The organism is Mycobacterium sp. E802 (assembly GCF_001666875.1).
In the GTDB taxonomy this organism is placed as follows: domain Bacteria; phylum Actinomycetota; class Actinomycetes; order Mycobacteriales; family Mycobacteriaceae; genus Mycobacterium.
Genome location: NZ_LZJD01000131.1, coordinates 1 through 17203, shown reverse-complemented (window position 1 = coordinate 17203; position 17203 = coordinate 1). Strand labels below are relative to the sequence as shown.

At 67.9% G+C, this 17203-nt stretch carries 19 protein-coding genes; 13 read left to right on the top strand and 6 right to left on the bottom strand.

Going from position 1 to position 17203, the window contains the following annotated elements; all coding sequences use genetic code 11:
• Positions 1-28 precede the first annotated feature (28 nt).
• Positions 29-652: a hypothetical protein gene (locus tag A5699_RS19175; RefSeq protein ID WP_067772293.1), complete on the bottom strand. Its 624-nt coding sequence runs from the start codon at positions 650-652 to the stop codon at positions 29-31.
• A 30-nt stretch (positions 653-682) separates the two neighbouring features.
• Here A5699_RS19175 and A5699_RS19170 point away from each other — a divergent pair, with 30 nt between their 5' ends.
• Both A5699_RS19170 and A5699_RS19165 read left to right on the top strand, forming a co-directional pair.
• A complete protein-coding gene (locus tag A5699_RS19170) occupies positions 683-1570 on the top strand; it encodes a phosphoribosylaminoimidazolesuccinocarboxamide synthase (protein WP_067772290.1) in 888 nt (295 codons plus the stop codon).
• On the top strand, positions 1567-3711 hold the full coding sequence (locus A5699_RS19165) for a S9 family peptidase (protein ID WP_067772287.1): 2145 nt from the start codon (positions 1567-1569) through the stop codon (positions 3709-3711). Before A5699_RS19170 ends, A5699_RS19165 begins: the two co-directional genes overlap by 4 nt.
• Here A5699_RS19165 and A5699_RS19160 read toward each other — a convergent pair.
• Entirely contained in the window at positions 3640-4086 is a 447-nt protein-coding gene (locus tag A5699_RS19160) for a DoxX family protein (RefSeq protein ID WP_067772329.1), read from the bottom strand. The genes A5699_RS19165 and A5699_RS19160 overlap by 72 nt on opposite strands.
• 84 nt (positions 4087-4170) lie before the next feature.
• Here A5699_RS19160 and A5699_RS19155 point away from each other — a divergent pair, with 84 nt between their 5' ends.
• The 4 genes from A5699_RS19155 (at position 4171) to A5699_RS19140 (ending at position 7695) form a co-directional block, all read left to right on the top strand.
• Entirely contained in the window at positions 4171-4725 is a 555-nt protein-coding gene (locus A5699_RS19155; protein WP_067772326.1) for a TetR/AcrR family transcriptional regulator, read from the top strand.
• 10 nt (positions 4726-4735) lie between these two features.
• Positions 4736-5224 carry a glutathione peroxidase gene (locus tag A5699_RS19150; protein WP_067772284.1) on the top strand — a complete coding sequence of 163 codons (489 nt, stop codon included), beginning with the start codon at positions 4736-4738 and terminating at the stop codon, positions 5222-5224.
• Positions 5225-5298: 74 nt separating this feature from the next.
• Positions 5299-6003 carry a DUF2334 domain-containing protein gene (locus A5699_RS19145; RefSeq protein ID WP_067772281.1) on the top strand — a complete coding sequence of 235 codons (705 nt, stop codon included), beginning with the start codon at positions 5299-5301 and terminating at the stop codon, positions 6001-6003.
• A 21-nt stretch (positions 6004-6024) separates the two neighbouring features.
• Positions 6025-7695, top strand: a complete 1671-nt coding sequence (locus A5699_RS19140; RefSeq protein WP_067772278.1) for an FAD-binding dehydrogenase — start codon at positions 6025-6027, stop codon at positions 7693-7695.
• A 21-nt stretch (positions 7696-7716) separates the two neighbouring features.
• Here the strand turns inward: A5699_RS19140 and A5699_RS19135 are convergent, their stop codons facing one another.
• Positions 7717-8355 carry an MBL fold metallo-hydrolase gene (locus A5699_RS19135; protein WP_067772275.1) on the bottom strand — a complete coding sequence of 213 codons (639 nt, stop codon included), beginning with the start codon at positions 8353-8355 and terminating at the stop codon, positions 7717-7719.
• Positions 8356-8401: 46 nt separating this feature from the next.
• Here A5699_RS19135 and A5699_RS19130 point away from each other — a divergent pair, with 46 nt between their 5' ends.
• Genes A5699_RS19130 through purQ form a run of 3 tightly spaced genes read left to right on the top strand, consistent with a single transcriptional unit; the run spans position 8402 to position 9964 of the window.
• Positions 8402-9043: an ATPase gene (locus A5699_RS19130; RefSeq protein WP_067772323.1), complete on the top strand. Its 642-nt coding sequence runs from the start codon at positions 8402-8404 to the stop codon at positions 9041-9043.
• A 10-nt stretch (positions 9044-9053) separates the two neighbouring features.
• Positions 9054-9293, top strand: coding sequence for a phosphoribosylformylglycinamidine synthase subunit PurS (gene purS / locus A5699_RS19125; protein WP_067772320.1), 240 nt, complete (start codon positions 9054-9056; stop codon positions 9291-9293).
• Positions 9290-9964, top strand: a complete 675-nt coding sequence (gene purQ, locus A5699_RS19120; protein WP_067772271.1) for a phosphoribosylformylglycinamidine synthase subunit PurQ — start codon at positions 9290-9292, stop codon at positions 9962-9964. Before purS ends, purQ begins: the two co-directional genes overlap by 4 nt.
• Before the next feature lie 94 nt (positions 9965-10058).
• Here the strand turns inward: purQ and A5699_RS19115 are convergent, their stop codons facing one another.
• Positions 10059-10856 (bottom strand): family 1 encapsulin nanocompartment shell protein, encoded by a 798-nt coding sequence (locus A5699_RS19115; protein ID WP_067772268.1) that lies wholly within the window; start codon positions 10854-10856, stop codon positions 10059-10061.
• Positions 10853-11887, bottom strand: a complete 1035-nt coding sequence (locus A5699_RS19110) for a Dyp-type peroxidase (protein WP_082957782.1) — start codon at positions 11885-11887, stop codon at positions 10853-10855. The genes A5699_RS19115 and A5699_RS19110 overlap by 4 nt, the downstream gene beginning before the upstream one ends.
• Before the next feature lie 49 nt (positions 11888-11936).
• On the opposite strand from A5699_RS19110, the gene A5699_RS19105 reads away from it, so the two are divergent.
• From A5699_RS19105 to purL, 4 genes are read left to right on the top strand one after another with little or no spacing between them, the layout of a single operon-like run.
• On the top strand, positions 11937-13196 hold the full coding sequence (locus tag A5699_RS19105; protein WP_067772264.1) for a M18 family aminopeptidase: 1260 nt from the start codon (positions 11937-11939) through the stop codon (positions 13194-13196).
• Between the two features lie 15 nt (positions 13197-13211).
• A complete protein-coding gene (locus A5699_RS19100; RefSeq protein ID WP_067772261.1) occupies positions 13212-13559 on the top strand; it encodes a VOC family protein in 348 nt (115 codons plus the stop codon).
• Between the two features lie 21 nt (positions 13560-13580).
• Positions 13581-14786 carry a sodium:proton antiporter gene (locus tag A5699_RS19095; protein ID WP_067772258.1) on the top strand — a complete coding sequence of 402 codons (1206 nt, stop codon included), beginning with the start codon at positions 13581-13583 and terminating at the stop codon, positions 14784-14786.
• A gap of 20 nt (positions 14787-14806) precedes the next feature.
• Positions 14807-17038: a phosphoribosylformylglycinamidine synthase subunit PurL gene (purL, locus tag A5699_RS19090; RefSeq protein WP_197508334.1), complete on the top strand. Its 2232-nt coding sequence runs from the start codon at positions 14807-14809 to the stop codon at positions 17036-17038.
• Between the two features lie 22 nt (positions 17039-17060).
• Here the strand turns inward: purL and A5699_RS30315 are convergent.
• The coding region (locus tag A5699_RS30315; protein WP_197508279.1) for a hypothetical protein at positions 17061-17203 on the bottom strand (143 nt) is incomplete at its 5' end.

Here is a 17203-nt window from a genome sequence, read left to right as displayed (position 1 = left end):
ACGGTGAGCGTTACGAGAGGTGCACAAATCACTCGAGGCGGCGCAGACGCATGCCTGCTGATCGCAGCTCGAGCGCAGCCAGGCCGCGAATGGCCCGCTGATCTTGACTGCGCCAGGCGCCGACGGGGTCGTCGGACACCCGGGTCAGCTTGGCCAGTGGCCGGTTGGCCAGGGCCCGCAAGGCCAGCAGCTGCTCTCCAGCGGCGGTCGAGGCGAGCGTGATCGCCGTCCACTTGCGCCGGAAGAACCGCACCCGCAGATACAGCCACGGCATCGCGACGAACAGGATGGGCGCGGCGGCCACGGCCAGCGCCAACACCCAGGCCAGCCAGGTCGCGGTGTGGTCCAGGTTCGCGCCGGCGCCGGCGATGTCGAGGGCCGCGTCACTGGCGGCGCGCAGCGGCTTGCTCAAGGTGTCGCCGATCAGGGGTACGTGGTCGGTGCTGTCGCCGGCGGAGCCGAGGTTGTCGGCAACCCCGTTGGCCCCGTTCTCGACCTGCCTGCCGACCGCCGCGATGGTGGACACCGCCGAATGCACGGCTGTGCCGACCAGGATCCACACCGCGGTCCACGTGATGACGGCCACGTCACTGAACAACTGCGCCAACAAGCGGCCGGGTCTGCTGGCATAGGGCAGGTACCGCGATCTCATGGAACCGATCCCAACACATAGGCTGGCCCAATGCGCCCCGCTCTGTCCGACTACCAGCACCTGGCCAGCGGCAAAGTCCGCGAGTTGTACCGCATCGACGACGACCATCTGCTCTTCGTGGCGACCGACCGCATTTCGGCATACGACTACGTCCTGGACTCGGAGATCCCGGACAAGGGCCGGATCCTGACCGCGATGAGCGTGTTCTTCTTCGATCTGATCGACGCGCCCAATCACCTGGCCGGGCCGCCGGACGACGAGCGCATCCCGGCCGAGGTGCTGGGCCGTGCGCTGGTGGTGCGCAAGCTCAAGATGTTGCCGGTGGAATGTGTGGCGCGTGGCTATCTGACCGGGTCCGGCCTGCTCGACTACCAGGCCTCGGGGACGGTGTGTGGGATTCCACTGCCGTCCGGCCTGGGGGAGGCGAGCAAGTTCGACGAGCCGCTGTTCACCCCGGCCACCAAGGCCGACCTCGGGGACCACGACGAGAACATCTCGTTGGCTCAGGTCACCGACCTGGTGGGGCCGGAGCTGGCCGGCCAGTTGAAGGACCGCACGCTGCAGATCTACATCCAGGGCGCCGACCACGCGTTGACCAAGGGCATCATCATCGCCGACACCAAGTTCGAGTTCGGCGTCGACGCGGACGGCACCGTGGTGCTCGCCGACGAGGTGTTCACCCCGGACTCCTCCCGGTACTGGCGCGCCGAGTCTTATCAGCCGGGTGTGGTTCAGGACAGCTTCGACAAGCAGTTCGTCCGCAACTGGCTCACCGGGCCGGAATCCGGTTGGGACCGCCACGGCGATACCCCGCCGCCGCGGCTGCCCGAGGAGATCGTGACGGCCACCCGGGACCGTTACATCGAGGCCTACGAACGGATTTCCGGTCTGCGGTTCGACGATTGGATCGGCGCATGAGCGACGTGAAACCGCCCACCGCCAAGCGCGGCAACCACCGTCGCGAGCATCACGGTGACGTGTTCATCGACCCCTACGAGTGGCTGCGCGACAAGGACGACCCCGAGGTGATCGCGCACCTGGAGGCCGAGAACGCCTACACCGAGGACGCCACCGCGCATCTGGAGCCGTTGCGCCAGAAGATCTTCGACGAGATCAAGGCCCGGACCAAGGAAACTGATCTGTCGGTGCCGATGCGCCGCAATGGCTGGTGGTACTACGCGCGGAGCTTCGAGGGCAAGCAGTACGCGGTGCACTGTCGGTGCCCGATCGGTGATCCCGACGACTGGACCCCGCCCGCGCTCGACGAGGACACCGAGATTCCCGGTGAGCAGGTGTTGCTCGACGAGAACGCGGAGGCCGACGGCCACGAGTACTTCTCGCTCGGTGCGGCCACGGTCAGCCTGGACGGCAACATCCTGGCCTTCTCGGTCGACGTCTTGGGCGACGAGCGATACACCTTGAAGTTCAAGGACTTACGTACCGGCGAGCTGTACGACGACACCATCGCCGGAATCGGCGCCGGTGGCACCTGGGCGGCCGACAGCCGCACGCTGTACTACACCACGGTGGACGCGGCCTGGCGGCCCGACACCGTGTGGCGGCACCGGCTGGGTTCCGGCGTGCCGGCGGAGAAGGTGTATCACGAACCCGACGAACGGTTCTGGGTCGCGATCGGGCGTAGCCGCAGTGACAAGTACCTGTTCGTCGCCTCGGGTAGCGCCGTCACCGCCGAGGTGCACTACGTCGACGCGAACGATCCGACCGCCGAGCTCACCACGGTGTGGGGTCGCCGTGACCTGGTCGAGTACTCCGTGGAACACGCCGTGGTGGGTGGTGAGGATCGGTTCCTGATCCTGCACAACGACGGTGCCGAGAATTTCATGCTGGTGGACGCTCCGGTCAGTGACCCGAGCGATTTCCGTCCCCTGATCGAGCACCGCTCGGACGTGCGGTTGGACGGCGTCGACGCCTTCGACGGGTGCCTGGTGATCAGTTACCGCAGTGAGGCATTGCCGAAGATGGCGTTGTGGCGGCTGACCGCGGAGGGTTACGGCAGCCGCGAAGAGCTGACCTTCGATTCCGAGTTGACCGCCGCCGGGATGGGCGGTAACCCGAACTGGTCCACACCCAAGCTGCGGATCGGCGCCACTTCGTTCGTCACCCCGGCCCGGATCTACGACCTGGATCTGGCCACCGGGGAACGCACGTTGCTGCGCGAGCAACCGGTGCTGGGCGGCTACCGGCCGGAAGACTATGTGGAGCGCCGGGATTGGGCGACCGCCCCCGATGGGGCGCGAATCCCGATCTCGATCATCCACCGGGCCGGGCTGCAGTTCCCGGCGCCTGCATTGCTGTACGGCTATGGGGCCTACGAGTCGTGTGAAGACCCGCGGTTCTCGATCGCCCGGCTCTCCTTGCTGGACCGGGGAATGGTGTTCGCCATCGCGCATGTGCGCGGGGGCGGGGAGCTGGGCCGGCCCTGGTACGAGCACGGCAAGCTGCTGGAGAAGACCAACACGTTCACCGATTTCATCGCGGTGGCACGCCATCTCATCGACAGCGGGTTGACCCGGCCGCAGAATCTGGTGGCCCTCGGCGGCAGCGCCGGCGGCCTGCTGATGGGTGCGGTGGCCAACATGGCCCCGGAGTTGTTCGCCGGAATCCTGGCCCAGGTGCCGTTCGTCGACGCGTTGACGACCATCCTGGACCCGTCCTTGCCGCTGACGGTGACCGAGTGGGACGAATGGGGAAATCCCTTGGAGGACCCCGAGGTGTACCGATACATGAAGTCCTACACGCCCTATGAGAACGTGACGGCGCAGGATTATCCGGCCATCCTGGCGATGACCTCGCTCAACGACACCCGGGTCTACTATGTCGAGCCGGCCAAATGGGTTGCTGCGCTGCGCCATACGAAGACCGACGGTCATCCCGTGCTGCTCAAGACGGAGATGGTGGCCGGTCACGGCGGACTGTCCGGCCGCTACGAGCGGTGGAAGGAAGCCGCCTTCCAGTACGCCTGGTTGCTAGCTGCCGCCGACCGCGACAACTACGGCCGCGGCCAGGTAGACAGCCTCTTCGGCGGTCCGAGCACTTAGCCGCGAGGTCATCGACTTCGGTGGGTTCGGCATCCGGGCCGCATACACATTTGCCGGAAACATGGCCAGCATCAACACGAACAGGCACACCGCCGCTGCCACCCGGGTCGGCGGGTAGAGCAGTCCGACGGCACCGGCCAACTCGAGAACGCCGGTGACGGTCACCAGCAGCCCCGGCGCGGGGAGGGCGGGCGGCACGATCGCGATCATGTCGCGCCGCAGCGGATTGACGAAGTGGGCGACGCCGGTCATGACGAACATCGCCGCCAGCCCGACCGCGATTGCGGCGGGCCAACTGTCGAGATAGTCCACGCCGAGCAGGCCGATCACCCGGCCTGCCACGCTGCCGAGGATCAACGTCAGAAAGACGGCCATCGCCACTCCCATCTTGTCGGTGTCTAGATCCACACGCTACGTGAGATCTAGTCGATGTCAAGATCTCGGACTACGATGGCCCGCATGGGCTATCACCACGGCGATCTGAAGACCGTGATCTTGCAGCAGGCCGCGACGCTGGTGGCCGAGCGGGGTGCCGACGGGATCTCACTGCGCGAACTTGCCCGCGCGGCAGGGGTTTCGCACGCTGCGCCCGCGCACCACTTCACCGACCGGCGCGGGCTGTTCACCGCGCTGGCCACCGAAGGGTTCGAGCTGCTGGCTGCGGCCCTGACCGACGCCCGGCCGCAGTTCATCGATGCCGCCAAGGCCTACGTGCGCTTCGCCCTCGACCACCCCGGCCACTACGAGGTGATGTTCGACAAATCCCTCTACGACGACACCGACCCGGACCTCGTCGCCGCTTCCTCGGCCGCCGGGGCTGAACTCAACCGGGGCGTCGGGACCCTGGCCGACCCGAAGGCCGTCGACGACCCGGCGGGTGCCGCACTGGCGGCTTGGTCTCTGGTGCACGGCTTTTCGATGCTGTGGCTCAACGACGCGATCGACACCGGAGGCGACCCGATCGCCCAGGTGCAGCGACTGGCCACGATCCTGTTCGACGAGCAGGTCCGGTAGCGTCGGGTCGATGAGCCTCAACGACATTCCACTGACCACCCTTGACGGCACGCAGACCACGCTGGCCGAGTTGGCGCCCGGTGCCGCACTGGTGGTCAACGTGGCCTCCAAATGTGGCCTGACGCCGCAGTACACCGCGCTGGAGAAGCTCGCCCAGGATTACGCCGCGCGTGGGCTGACCGTTGTCGGGGTGCCGTGCAACCAGTTCATGGGACAGGAACCCGGCACCGCCGAGGAGATCCAGACCTTCTGCTCGACCACCTACGGGGTGACGTTCCCGCTGCTGGCCAAGACCGACGTCAACGGTGCTGACCGGCACCCGCTCTACACCGAACTCACCCAGGCCACCGACGCGGACGGGGAAGCCGGGGACATCCAGTGGAACTTCGAGAAGTTCCTGCTCGCCGCGGACGGGACGGTGGTCAACCGGTTCCGTCCCCGTACCGAGCCGGATGCTCCCGAGGTGGTCGCGGCCATCGAAGCGGTCCTGCCGGCCTGATCTCTGGCTGAATCGACACCCGCCGTCCGGGTGTTCGACACCGTCCCGACATGTGACGTTGCCACACTGGCGGCGTGACCGGACAACTCATCGTCTCGATATCGCAGATCAGCGACCGCACGCTGGCCGATGTCGCGTCGTTCTGTGCCGAGCTCGACGCCCGTGGCGTTCCCGCCTCCCTGATGGTGGCCCCGCGGCTCAAGGGCGGCTACCGCCTGGACCGTGATGCGGCCACCGTCGAATGGCTGACCGGCCGCCGTAGCGGCGGCGACGCCGTCGTCCTGCACGGCTACGACGAGGCGGCGACGAAGAAGCGCCGCGGTGAGTTCGCGTCTTTGCCCGCCCACGAGGCCAATCTGCGGCTGATGGGTGCCGACCGGGTACTTGAACATCTGGGCCTGCGCACCCGACTGTTCGCCGCTCCCGGTTGGAACGTCTCGGAGGGCACGGTCGCAGTGTTGCCCCGCAACGGCTTTCGTCTGCTCGCCGACCTGGGCGGCATCACCGACCTGGTTCGTCACACCACGACGCGGGCTCGGGTGGTGGGAATCGGCGAAGGATTTCTGTCCGAGCCATGGTGGTGTCGCACCGTCGTACTCTCGGCCGAGCGGATCGCGCGGCGCGCGGGGACGGTCCGTGTCGCGGTTGCTGCGCGGCACCTGCGCAAGCCCGGTCCTCGGCAGGCGATGCTCGACGCGATCGACCTGGCTTTGCTACACCGCTGCGTGCCCACGGTCTACCAGTGGCGAGGATTCCCAGTACTGACCGAGGCTGCCTGAGTCGCGCTAGTCTTGCGTCTCATGGCAGACGCCGATGTCATTGTCGTGGGTGCGGGTCTGGCCGGATTGGTCGCCGCATGCGAACTGGTCGAGCACCCCGGCGGAGCCGGGAGTACCGGCCGGAGCCGCAGGGTGCTGATCCTCGACCAGGAGAACGCCGCCAACGTCGGCGGGCAGGCGTACTGGTCGTTCGGCGGCCTGTTCTTCGTCGACAGTCCCGAACAACGCCGGCTCGGTATCCACGACAGTCAGGAACTGGCCTTGCAGGACTGGCTGGGTACTGCAGGTTTCGACCGGCCCGAGGACCACTGGTCGCGGGAATGGGCGCACGCCTACGTGGATTTCGCGGCCGGCGAGAAACGAAGTTGGCTGCGCGCGCGGGGCCTGAAGATCTTCCCGTTGGTCGGGTGGGCCGAGCGTGGCGGTTACGGCGCGCTGGGCCATGGGAACTCGGTGCCGCGATTCCACATCACCTGGGGCACCGGCCCGGCGTTGGTCGACATCTTCGCCCGCCGCCTGGCGGACGAGGCTCGGGTGCGGTTCGTGCACCGCCACCGCGTCGACGAGCTCATCGTCTCCGACGGCGCCGTCGTTGGGGTACGTGGTTCGGTGCTGGAACCTTCCGACGCGCCCCGTGGTGCGCCGTCGTCGCGAAACGTCGTCGGGGACTTCGAGTTCCGCGCTTCGGCGGTGATCGTGGCCAGCGGCGGCATCGGCGGCAATCATGAGCTGGTACGCAAGAACTGGCCGCCGCGGATGGGCCGGGTGCCCGAGCAATTGCTCAGCGGCGTGCCCGCGCACGTCGACGGCCGAATGATCGGTATCTCGGAGGCCGCAGGAGCGCACGTCGTCAACAGTGACCGGATGTGGCACTACACCGAGGGCATCACCAACTACGACCCGATCTGGCCAGACCACGGGATCCGTATCCTGCCGGGCCCGTCGTCATTGTGGTTGGACGCCAACGGCAGACGGCTTCCCGGTCCGCTGTATCCCGGGTTCGACACCCTGGGCACCCTCGAACACATCTGCCGCACCGGGCAGGACTACACCTGGTTCATCCTCGACGCGCGCATCATCGCCAAGGAGTTCGCGCTGTCGGGGCAGGAGCAGAACCCGGACCTCACCTCGCGCAGTGTCCGCGACGTGCTGGCGCGGGTACGCCCCGGTGCACCGGCGCCCGTGCAGGCCTTCATCGACCGTGGGGTCGACTTCGTCAGCGCGCGTTCGCTTCGCGAGTTGGTGACGGCGATGAACGACGTGCCCGACGTGGTCCCACTGGACTACGCCACGGTGGCAGCCGAGGTCACCGCGCGGGATCGTGAGGTGGACAACAGGTTCACCAAGGACGGCCAGGTCGCCGCGATCCGGGCGGCCCGCAACTACCTCGGTGACCGGTTCAGCCGCGTCGTCGCCCCCCACCGTCTCACGGATCCGAAAGCCGGACCGCTGATCGCCGTCAAACTGCACATCCTCACCCGAAAGTCCCTGGGCGGGTTGGAAACCGACCTCAGCTCGCGCGTCCTGAAAGAGGACGGGAGTGCGTTCTCGGGCCTGTACGCCGCCGGTGAGGCGGCCGGCTTCGGCGGAGGCGGGGTGCACGGGTACCGGTCTCTGGAAGGCACCTTCCTCGGCGGCTGTATCTTTTCCGGACGAGCCGCCGGCCGAGGGGCGGCAGGCGATATCGCCTGAGGCGCCGGCCCGGAAACCGGCCTAGAAGTCGGTGCCGTTTTCCTCGGTGAGGACCTGGAAGTCGGTGTTCGTCATCTCGGCCAGTCGCCCGTAGTAGATGCCGCGAGCGTCGGGCGCGACGATGCCCTGGTGGATCGGCACCGCCCGGGCCGGGGCTACCGCCCGCAGAAAGTCCACGGCCTCAGAGATTTTCATCCACGGGGCCGCAGCCGGGGTGGCGAGCACATCGACCGGTTCGTCGGGGACGAACAACGCGTCACCGGGGTGCATGAGCCGCGCCGGATGCTCGTCGTCGCCCACCAGGTACGAAATGTTGTCGATGACAGGAAGTTCCGGGTGGATCACGGCATGCGTGCCGCCGGTGCCGCGCACGTTGAGCGAACCGATCTGGAAGGCGTCGCCCGGATGCACTGCACGCCAAGGCTGGCCCAACTGTGCGGCGGTCTGCGGATCGGCGTACAACGCCGCCTGCGGATTGGCATCGATGAGCGCGGGCAATCGGGCGGTATCGACATGGTCGGGATGCTGATGGGTGATCAGGATGGCCGACAAGCCGGTGATGCCTTCGAAGCCGTGCGAGAAGTTGCCCGGATCGAACAGCACGGTGGTGTCCGAAATGCTGGCCAATAGGCACGAATGTCCGAAATGCGTGAGCTGCATGCCTATATTGTGACGCTCGGTGGGGATCTGGCGGGTGATCGCGACAATGTCGCTCGTGCTCTGCGGGCTGGCCGCAGCGCCGCCTTCGGCTTGGCCGGAGCCCAGCGCCGACTGCCCGCCGCTGTGTGACCGCATCCCGGATTCGGCGTGGGTGGCCCCCTCGCAGCTGCCGCTGTACCGCGAATACCGCTGGCCCGGGCTGGCCGGAGTGGCCGTGACCGCGGACGCACCGCGCTTTCGCTTCGCCGAGGACTGCGCCGTGTCACCGGTGCCCGGCGACCCGCGTAGCTACGCCGTCGCGGCCCGCGCCGATGTCGGGCGCCCCGCCGGAGACTGCCAGCTGAGGGTGCAGGTGATCCACTGGCGCGGGGAGACGTGGCTGGGTGGTCAGACTGCACTGGCGGTCGTGCAGGGCGCCGCCTCGGCGCTGCGCGGTTGCCGGGTCCCCGGAATGACCACCTCGATCACCACCGACCAGCCCGGACAGCTGGCCGCGGTGCTCACTCTCGACGGTAAGCGGGTGCTGCATCAATACCTGCTGGCTGATTCACGCAACAGCACCATCGTGGAACTGGCTATGTGGTCGATCACACCGCCACGGGTTGCGTGGTCGGCGCCATCGGACGAAGTGGTGCTCGATGCGCTCGCGGAACCACTGTGCACGGCTTACATCGGGTCGTGCCGGTAGAGTGTGCGCCGTGGCAAAGGTGGTTGTACACGTCATGCCCAAGGCGGAGATCCTCGACCCGCAGGGTCAGGCGATCGTCGGGGCACTCGGTCGGCTCGGACATGACGGTATCTCGGACGTCCGACAGGGTAAGCGTTTCGAGCTCGAGGTCGACGAGTCCGTAGCCGACGAAACGCTCGCCGAGATCGCTGAATCGTTGCTGGCCAACACCGTGATCGAGGAGTTCTCGGTGAGCCGGGAGGACTCGTGAGCACCCGCATCGGGGTGATCACCTTCCCCGGAACGCTCGACGACGTCGATGCGGTCCGCGCGGTCCGGCTGGCCGGCGCCGAGGCGGTCAACCTCTGGCACGCCGATGCCGATCTCAAGGGCGTGGACGCGGTCGTCGTCCCCGGCGGTTTCTCCTACGGCGACTACCTGCGCTGCGGTGCGATCGCGAAGTTCGCCCCCGTCATGGGCTCTGTCATCGACGCGGCCGGCAAGGGCATGCCCGTGCTCGGCATCTGCAACGGCTTCCAGGTGCTGTGCGAGGCGGGGCTGCTGCCCGGCGCGCTGACCCGCAACGCCGGCCTGCACTTCATCTGCCGTGACACGTGGCTGGAGGTGGCCTCGAACACCACGGCCTGGACCACCCGGTACGAGGTCGGTGCCGACCTGCTCATCCCGCTCAAGTCGGGGGAGGGTCGCTACGTGGCCTCCGAGGCCGTGCTCGACGAGCTCGAGGGCGAGGACCGCGTGGTCTTCCGCTACCGCGAGAACCTCAACGGCTCGATGCGTGGTATCGCCGGTGTGTGCTCGGAAAACCGGCGCGTCGTCGGCCTGATGCCACACCCCGAACACGCCACCGAGGCGTTGACCGGACCGTCCGATGACGGGCTCGGCCTGTTCTACTCCGCGCTGGACGCGGTTCTCTCGGTTTAGCTTCTGCCTCCCGGCACCCCGCGAGCGTGCGCATAACGTGGCCCGCGAGCGGCGTGTCGCGCAGCAGACACGCACGCTCGCGGGGCAAGGGGGCTCAGGCCGTCAGGGCGACGGACGCCTCGGCGGTGTAGGCCAGGAACGTCAGGGTCTCCTGCAGGTACAGCTGCACGGTCTCGGCGTCGTGGGACAGGTAGCCGATCGACACGTCGGTGCCCAGCTGCAGATCGAAATCACCGCCGCGGGTGGACAACACGAACGCACCGTCGATCGCCGGCGCCCAGATGATCTCCCCGTCGACGAGCCGGCTCAGGTGCTCGCGGATCGGATAACCGTGCGCGGTGGTCTCGCTGACCTTGGTGTAGGTCTCGGCCGAGAGCAGCACCGAGTACGGCCCGTCGACACCGGCCAGCCGAAGCTCCGAAAGTGCTTGGGCGATCACGTCGGGAATCTCGCGGGCATCGTCGGGCAGGGCCAGCGCCGGGTTGGAGCTGGAGTTGCGGATGCCCTCGATCGAGGCTGCCGGGTAGCCCTCGAAGATCGCCCGGTCCTCGACGAAGGCCAGTTTCTTGGCGGCGTCCTTGACCGGATCCCAGTCCGAGTCCTGTGCGCCGCGCTCGACGTCGTCAATTGCGGTGCGCGACACCGTGAACGGCACCCGCAGCCGCACCAGCGGCTTGGCGTCGCGCAGGTGGGCCACCACGCTGTCGCCCGGCGGGCTGACGTCGAGCAGGTGCCCGGTGCTGATCGCCGCGGTGACCGGGCCGCCGGGCTCGCTGACATCGACCACGCGCCGGCCGGCGATGTGGCGCTTGAAGGTCCGGCTGGCCTCGAGTTCGATCTCGGCCCAGGCGGACTCGGTGATCGGAGCGAGCTCGCGGTAAAGGTTGTTCATTGCGGGATTCCTTTCAGACTGCCGATGCCGAGCGAGCCGTCACGGTGGCCCTGATCCGATGAAACTTCTTCTGCCGCTTCGGACGCCGCGTCCGACGACGGCAGCGGCGGTGGATCATCCAGAAAATCGATCGTGGGGGTGAAGAACAGACCGCCGGTGAGCGCGGTGGAGAAGTCCAGGATGCGGTCGGTGTTTCCCGGCGGGTCACCGATGAACATGTTGGTCAGCATCCGCTCGGTCACCGCCGGGGTGCGGGAGTAGCCGATGTAGTACGTACCGAATTCACCCTTGCCGATCTCGCCGAACGGCATGTTGTGCCGGATGATCTTGAGCTCGTTGCCCTCGTCGTCTTCGATCACGTTCAGCGCCACATGGGAATTGGCCGGCTTGACCGCATCGTCGAGCTCGATGTCGTCGAGTTTGGTGCGGCCGATCACCCGCTCCTGCTCCTCGGTGGACAGCGAGTTCCACGAACCCATGTCGTGCACGTACTTCTGCACGTGCACGTAACAGCCACCGGTGAAATCCGGGTCCTCGGCACCGATCTGGCTGGCATTGACTGCCACCGGGCCGTCGGGGTTCTCGGTGCCGTCGACGAAGCCCATCAGGTCGCGGTTGTCGAAGAACTTGAAGCCGTGCACCTCGTCGACGATCGTGACGGCGCCGGCCATCGCGTCGGCGAACTTCGTGGCCAGCTCGAAACACACATCCATCGACTCCGCCCGCAGGTGGAACAGCAGATCACCGGGAGTGGCCGGGGCCCGGTGACGCGGGCCGTCCAACGGGATGAACGGATGCAGCTCGGCGGGGCGTGGCCCGGAGAACAACCGGTCCCAGGCGTCGGAGCCGATCGAGACGATTGCCGACAGGCGCTTGGTGGGATCACGGAAGCCGATGGCGCGCACCAGACCTGAAACGTCGGCCAGCGCGTCGTGCACCGTCGCCTCGCCGCCGTCGTCGATCGTCGCGACCATGAACACGGCAGCCGGCGTCAGCGGCGCCAAAACCGGCTGGGGCTGAGGTGCGGTCACAAACCGACCCTAGCGTGGCGCGCCCACAATTCCCGGTCAAGATAGAGATATGGCAGCTAGCGCCCAGAGTCTGTGCGAATTCATCAACGCCTCGCCGTCGCCGTTCCATGTGTGTGCCACCGCCGCGCAGCGGCTGCGCGGGGCGGGATACACCGAACTGGCCGAGACCGACGCCTGGCCGGGCACGGGAAAGTTCTTCACCGTGCGAGCCGGGTCGCTGGTGGCCTGGAACGCCGAGGGGGCCGACCCGGCTGCCCCGTTCCGGATCGTCGGCGGCCACACCGACAGTCCCAACCTGCGGGTCAAACAACACCCGGACCGCGTCGTGGCGGGCTGGCAGGTGGTGGCGCTGCAGCCCTACGGCGGGGCCTGGCTCAACTCATGGCTGGACCGTGACCTGGGGATCAGCGGCCGGCTGTCGGTACGTCGCGGCTCGGTGATCGAGCAGGTGCTGGTGCGGGTCGACGATCCGATCCTGCGGGTGCCGCAGCTGGCCATCCACCTGTCCGAGGATCGCAAGGGCGTCAGCCCCGACCCGCAGCGCCACGTCAACGCCGTGTGGGGCCTCGGGGAGCGGCCCCGGTCGTTCCTCGGGTTCGTCGCCGAGCGGGCCGGGGTGGCCGAGGCCGACGTGCTGGGATTCGACCTGATGACGCACGACCTGACGCCGGCGGCGATCACCGGGGCCGGTGGCGAGTTCGTCAGCGCACCCCGGTTGGACAACCAGGCCACCTGCTACGCCGGGCTGGAGGCGTTGGTGGCGGCCGAGCCGGGTGCCCACGTGCCGGTGCTGGCCCTGTTCGACCACGAGGAGGTCGGTTCGACGTCGGATCACGGCGCCCAGTCGGAGCTGTTGCCCACGGTGCTGGAGCGCATCGTCCTCGCTGCCGACGGCGACCGGGAGACCTTCCTGCGCCGCACTGCCGGGTCGATGGTGGCGTCGGGGGACATGGCGCACGCGACGCATCCGAACTACCCGGACCGGCATGAACCCGGCCACCAGATCGCGGTCAACGCCGGACCCGTGCTCAAGGTGCAACCCAACCTGCGCTACGCCACCGACGGTCGGACGGCCGCGGCCTTCGCGCTGGCCTGCGATCAGGCCGGGGTGCCGTTGCAGCGCTACGAGCATCGCGCCGATCTGCCGTGTGGCTCGACCATCGGGCCGATGACGTCGGCGCGCACCGGAATTCCGACCGTCGACGTCGGCGCGGCGCAGCTGGCCATGCATTCGGCCCGCGAGTTCATGGGTGCGCGCGACGTCGCCGCGTACTCGGCGGCATTGCAGGGGTTCTTGTCACCGGCCTGATCTAGGGTCGGCGCCATGGCACTGTCCGTGGAAATGATCACTTTTGACTGCACCGACCCCGATGCGCTGGCCCGCTGGTGGGCGCAGGCCCTCGGTGGGGACGTGACCGCCTTGGCGCCAGGCGAATTCGTGATGGCGGTACTGCCCGGCGGGCTGCGGCTGGGGTTTCAGAAAGTCGCGGCGCCGACGCCGGGTAAGAATCGCGTCCACCTCGACCTCGCGGCGGCGGACGCGGAAGCCGAGGTGGCCCGGCTGGTGAGTCTCGGAGCCAGCGAGACGGAACGACACAGCATGGGCGATGACTTCAGCTGGGTGGTGCTCGCCGACCCCGAGGGCAACGCGTTCTGCATCGGCTCCGGGTAGGACTTTGGAAAGATCACCGCCGTGCTGCTCTCGCTCATCGCGGTATCGGTCGTGCTCGCCGGATGGTCGCTGTTGTCGAGAGGGCTGGCCCGGCTGCGATTGACCGCGCCGATGGTGTTGGTGCTGGCTGGGGTGGCGGTCGGCTTCATACAAAGCGGGGTGGCCGACACCCTGAACGCCGACAGCGCCCAGCACGTCGCCGAGATCATCCTGGCGGTCCTGCTGTTCGTCGACGCCACCGATGTGCGAGGCGGGTTTCTGGGCGCCGATCCGCGCTCGGCGCTTCGGCTGCTGTTCATCGCCTTGCCGATCGGGCTGGCGTGCTCGGTGCTGATCGGCATCTGGCTGCTACCCGGGCTGTCCTGGGCGGTGCTGCTGGTGATCGCCTGCATCGTGGTGCCGATCGATTTCGCGCCGACGTCGACGCTGCTGCGCGACGCGCGGCTACCCGAACGGGTCCGCGATCTGCTCAACGTCGAGGCCGGCTACAACGACGGCATCATCTCACCCATTTTCATCTTCGCCGTGGTGCTTGCCGCCGACGACCGGCACATCGAGACACCGGTCGACGCGTTGGCCTCGGCGGTCCCCGAAGCCGTCAAGGCGATCCTGGTCGGGGTCGTGGTGGGCGCGACCCTGGCCGTCGCGACCAACCACGCCCAGCGTCACAACTTGATGACCGATCAGGCCAAGCGGGTGATCCTGGTCGCCGCACCGCTGCTGGCCTTCGGCGCCAGCCTCCTCGTCGACGGCAACGGCTTCGTCTCGGCATTCGTCTGCGGCATCGCGTTCAACTATCTGCGCTCCTCGACCACCTTCTCCGCTGAGCTCGAACTCGTCGACGACGTGGGCTTCCTGCTCGCCGCGATCATGTGGTTCGTGTTCGGCCTGACCGCCGTGCTGGCACTCGGGTCGGGGGTGTCGGTGGCCACCGTGGTGTTCTGCCTGCTGGCGCTGACCGTGGTGCGCATCCTGCCGGTGCTGGTGGCCATGCTGGGCTCGCCGGTGAGCTGGCGGGAACGGCTGTTGCTGGGGTGGCTCGGCCCGCGCGGCACCGCCTCGATCGTGTTCGGGTTGCTGGCGTTCAACGCCCTGGAAGGGGTGGCCGAGCACACCGTGGCACAGGTGCTGGTGGTGGCGGTTCTCGGCAGTGTCGTGCTGCACGGAGTGGGCGCACCAGCGGCTGCCCGCGCCTACACGCGAGCAACCACTAAACTGGGGTCGTGACGTCTGAGCTCACCCACGCTATGGACACGGTGCAGCGGGCAGCCGCCACCCCCGATCAGCCCCAGCCTTACCGCGAACTCGGTCTCAAGGACGACGAGTACCAGCGCATTCGGGAGATCCTTGGCCGCCGCCCGACTGACGCCGAGTTGGCCATGTACTCGGTGATGTGGAGCGAGCACTGCTCCTACAAGTCCTCGAAGGTGCATCTGCGCTACTTCGGTGAGACCACCACCGAGGCGATGCGCGCCGGCATGCTGGCCGGCATCGGGGAGAACGCCGGCGTCGTCGACATCGGCGACGGCTGGGCGGTCACCTTCAAGGTCGAATCCCACAACCACCCGTCCTACGTCGAGCCCTACCAGGGCGCGGCCACCGGCGTCGGCGGCATCGTCCGCGACATCATGGCGATGGGTGCCCGGCCGGTGGCGGTGATGGATCAGCTGCGCTTCGGTGCGGCCGACGCTCCCGACACCCGCCGCGTGCTCGACGGTGTGGTGCGCGGCATCGGCGGTTACGGCAACTCGCTGGGCCTGCCCAACATCGGCGGCGAGACGATCTTCGATCCCTCCTACGCCGGCAACCCTTTGGTCAACGCGCTGTGCGTGGGCGCGCTGCGCAAGGAAGACCTGCACCTGGCGTTCGCCTCGGGCACCGGCAACAAGATCATCCTGTTCGGTGCCCGCACCGGCCTCGACGGCATCGGCGGCGTGTCCGTGTTGGCGTCGGACACCTTCAGCGGTGACGAGTCCGGCGCGGGCCGTAAGAAACTGCCGAGTGTTCAGGTGGGTGACCCGTTCACCGAGAAGGTGCTCATCGAGTGCTGTCTGGAGCTCTACGCAGCCGGCCTGGTGGTCGGGATCCAGGACCTCGGCGGAGCCGGATTATCCTGTGCCACTTCCGAACTCGCGTCCGCCGGTGACGGCGGCATGCGCATCGAGCTGGATCGGGTGCCGCTGCGCGCGGCCGACATGACCCCGGCCGAGGTGCTCTCCAGCGAATCGCAGGAACGCATGTGCGCCGTGGTCACACCGGAGAACGTCGAGAAGTTCATGGCGGTGTGCCGCAAGTGGGACGTGCTGGCCACCGTGATCGGTGAGGTCACCGACGGCGACCGGCTGCAGATCACCTGGCACGGCGAGACCGTGGTCGACGTGCCGCCGCGCACCGTGGCGCACGAAGGCCCGGTCTACGAGCGCCCCGTGGCCCGCCCCGACACCCAGGACGCCCTCGTCGCCGACACCTCGGCCAAACTGCCCCGCCCCACGACCGGTGACGAGCTCAAGGCCACGTTGCTGGCGCTGATCGGGAGCCCGCACCTGTGCAGCCGCGCGTTCATCACCGAGCAGTACGACCGCTACGTGCGCGGCAACACCGTGCTGGCCGAGCATGCCGACGGCGGGGTGCTGCGCATCGACGAGACCACCGGCCGCGGCATCGCGGTGTCCACCGACGCCTCGGGCCGCTACACCCAGCTCGACCCGTACACCGGTGCGCAGCTGGCGCTGGCCGAGGCCTACCGCAACGTCGCGGTCACCGGGGCCACCCCCGTGGCGGTGACCAACTGCCTGAACTTCGGCTCGCCCGAGGATCCCGGTGTGATGTGGCAGTTCAGCCAGGCCGTCCGCGGTTTGGCCGATGGTTGTGCGGCCCTTGGCATTCCGGTTACCGGCGGCAACGTCAGCTTCTACAACCAGACCGGGTCCACCGCGATCCTGCCCACCCCGGTGGTCGGGGTGCTCGGCGTGATCGACGATGTGAAGCGACGCATCCCCACCGGTCTGGGCACCGAACCGGGGGAGACCCTGCTGCTGCTCGGCGACACCCACGACGAGTTCGACGGATCGGTCTGGGCGCAGGTCACCGGCGATCACCTCGGCGGGGTGCCGCCGAAGGTGGACCTGGAGCGCGAGAAGCTGCTGGCCGAGGTGCTGACTGCGGCCTCGCGTGACGGGCTGATCTCGGCGGCCCACGACTTGAGCGAGGGCGGGCTGATCCAGGCCGTGGCGGAGGCGGCGCTGGCCGGTGAAACCGGTTGCCGCATCATCCTTCCCGAGGACCTGCCCGAAGGCATCGATCCCTTCGTCTTCCTGTTCTCCGAATCGTCGGGCCGGGTGCTCGTCGCGGTGCCACGCACCGAGGAAAGCCGGTTCCGGTCGATGTGTGAGGCCAGAAACCTGCCGGTGACCCGGGTCGGCGTGGTCGACCAAGGTAGCGACTCGGTCGAGGTCCAGGGCCAGCGCAGCAGAGGATGACGTGCGTCGAGGGTCTCGGCCGTCACCCGAACAGCCCGGGCAGCACGCCCTCCGACGTGCTCCGAAGCTCCGCAAGGGTGATGCTGAACTGGCCCTGGACCTCGACCGAGTCGCTACCTTGGTCGACCACGCCGACCCGGGTCACCGGCAGGTTTCTGGCCTCAC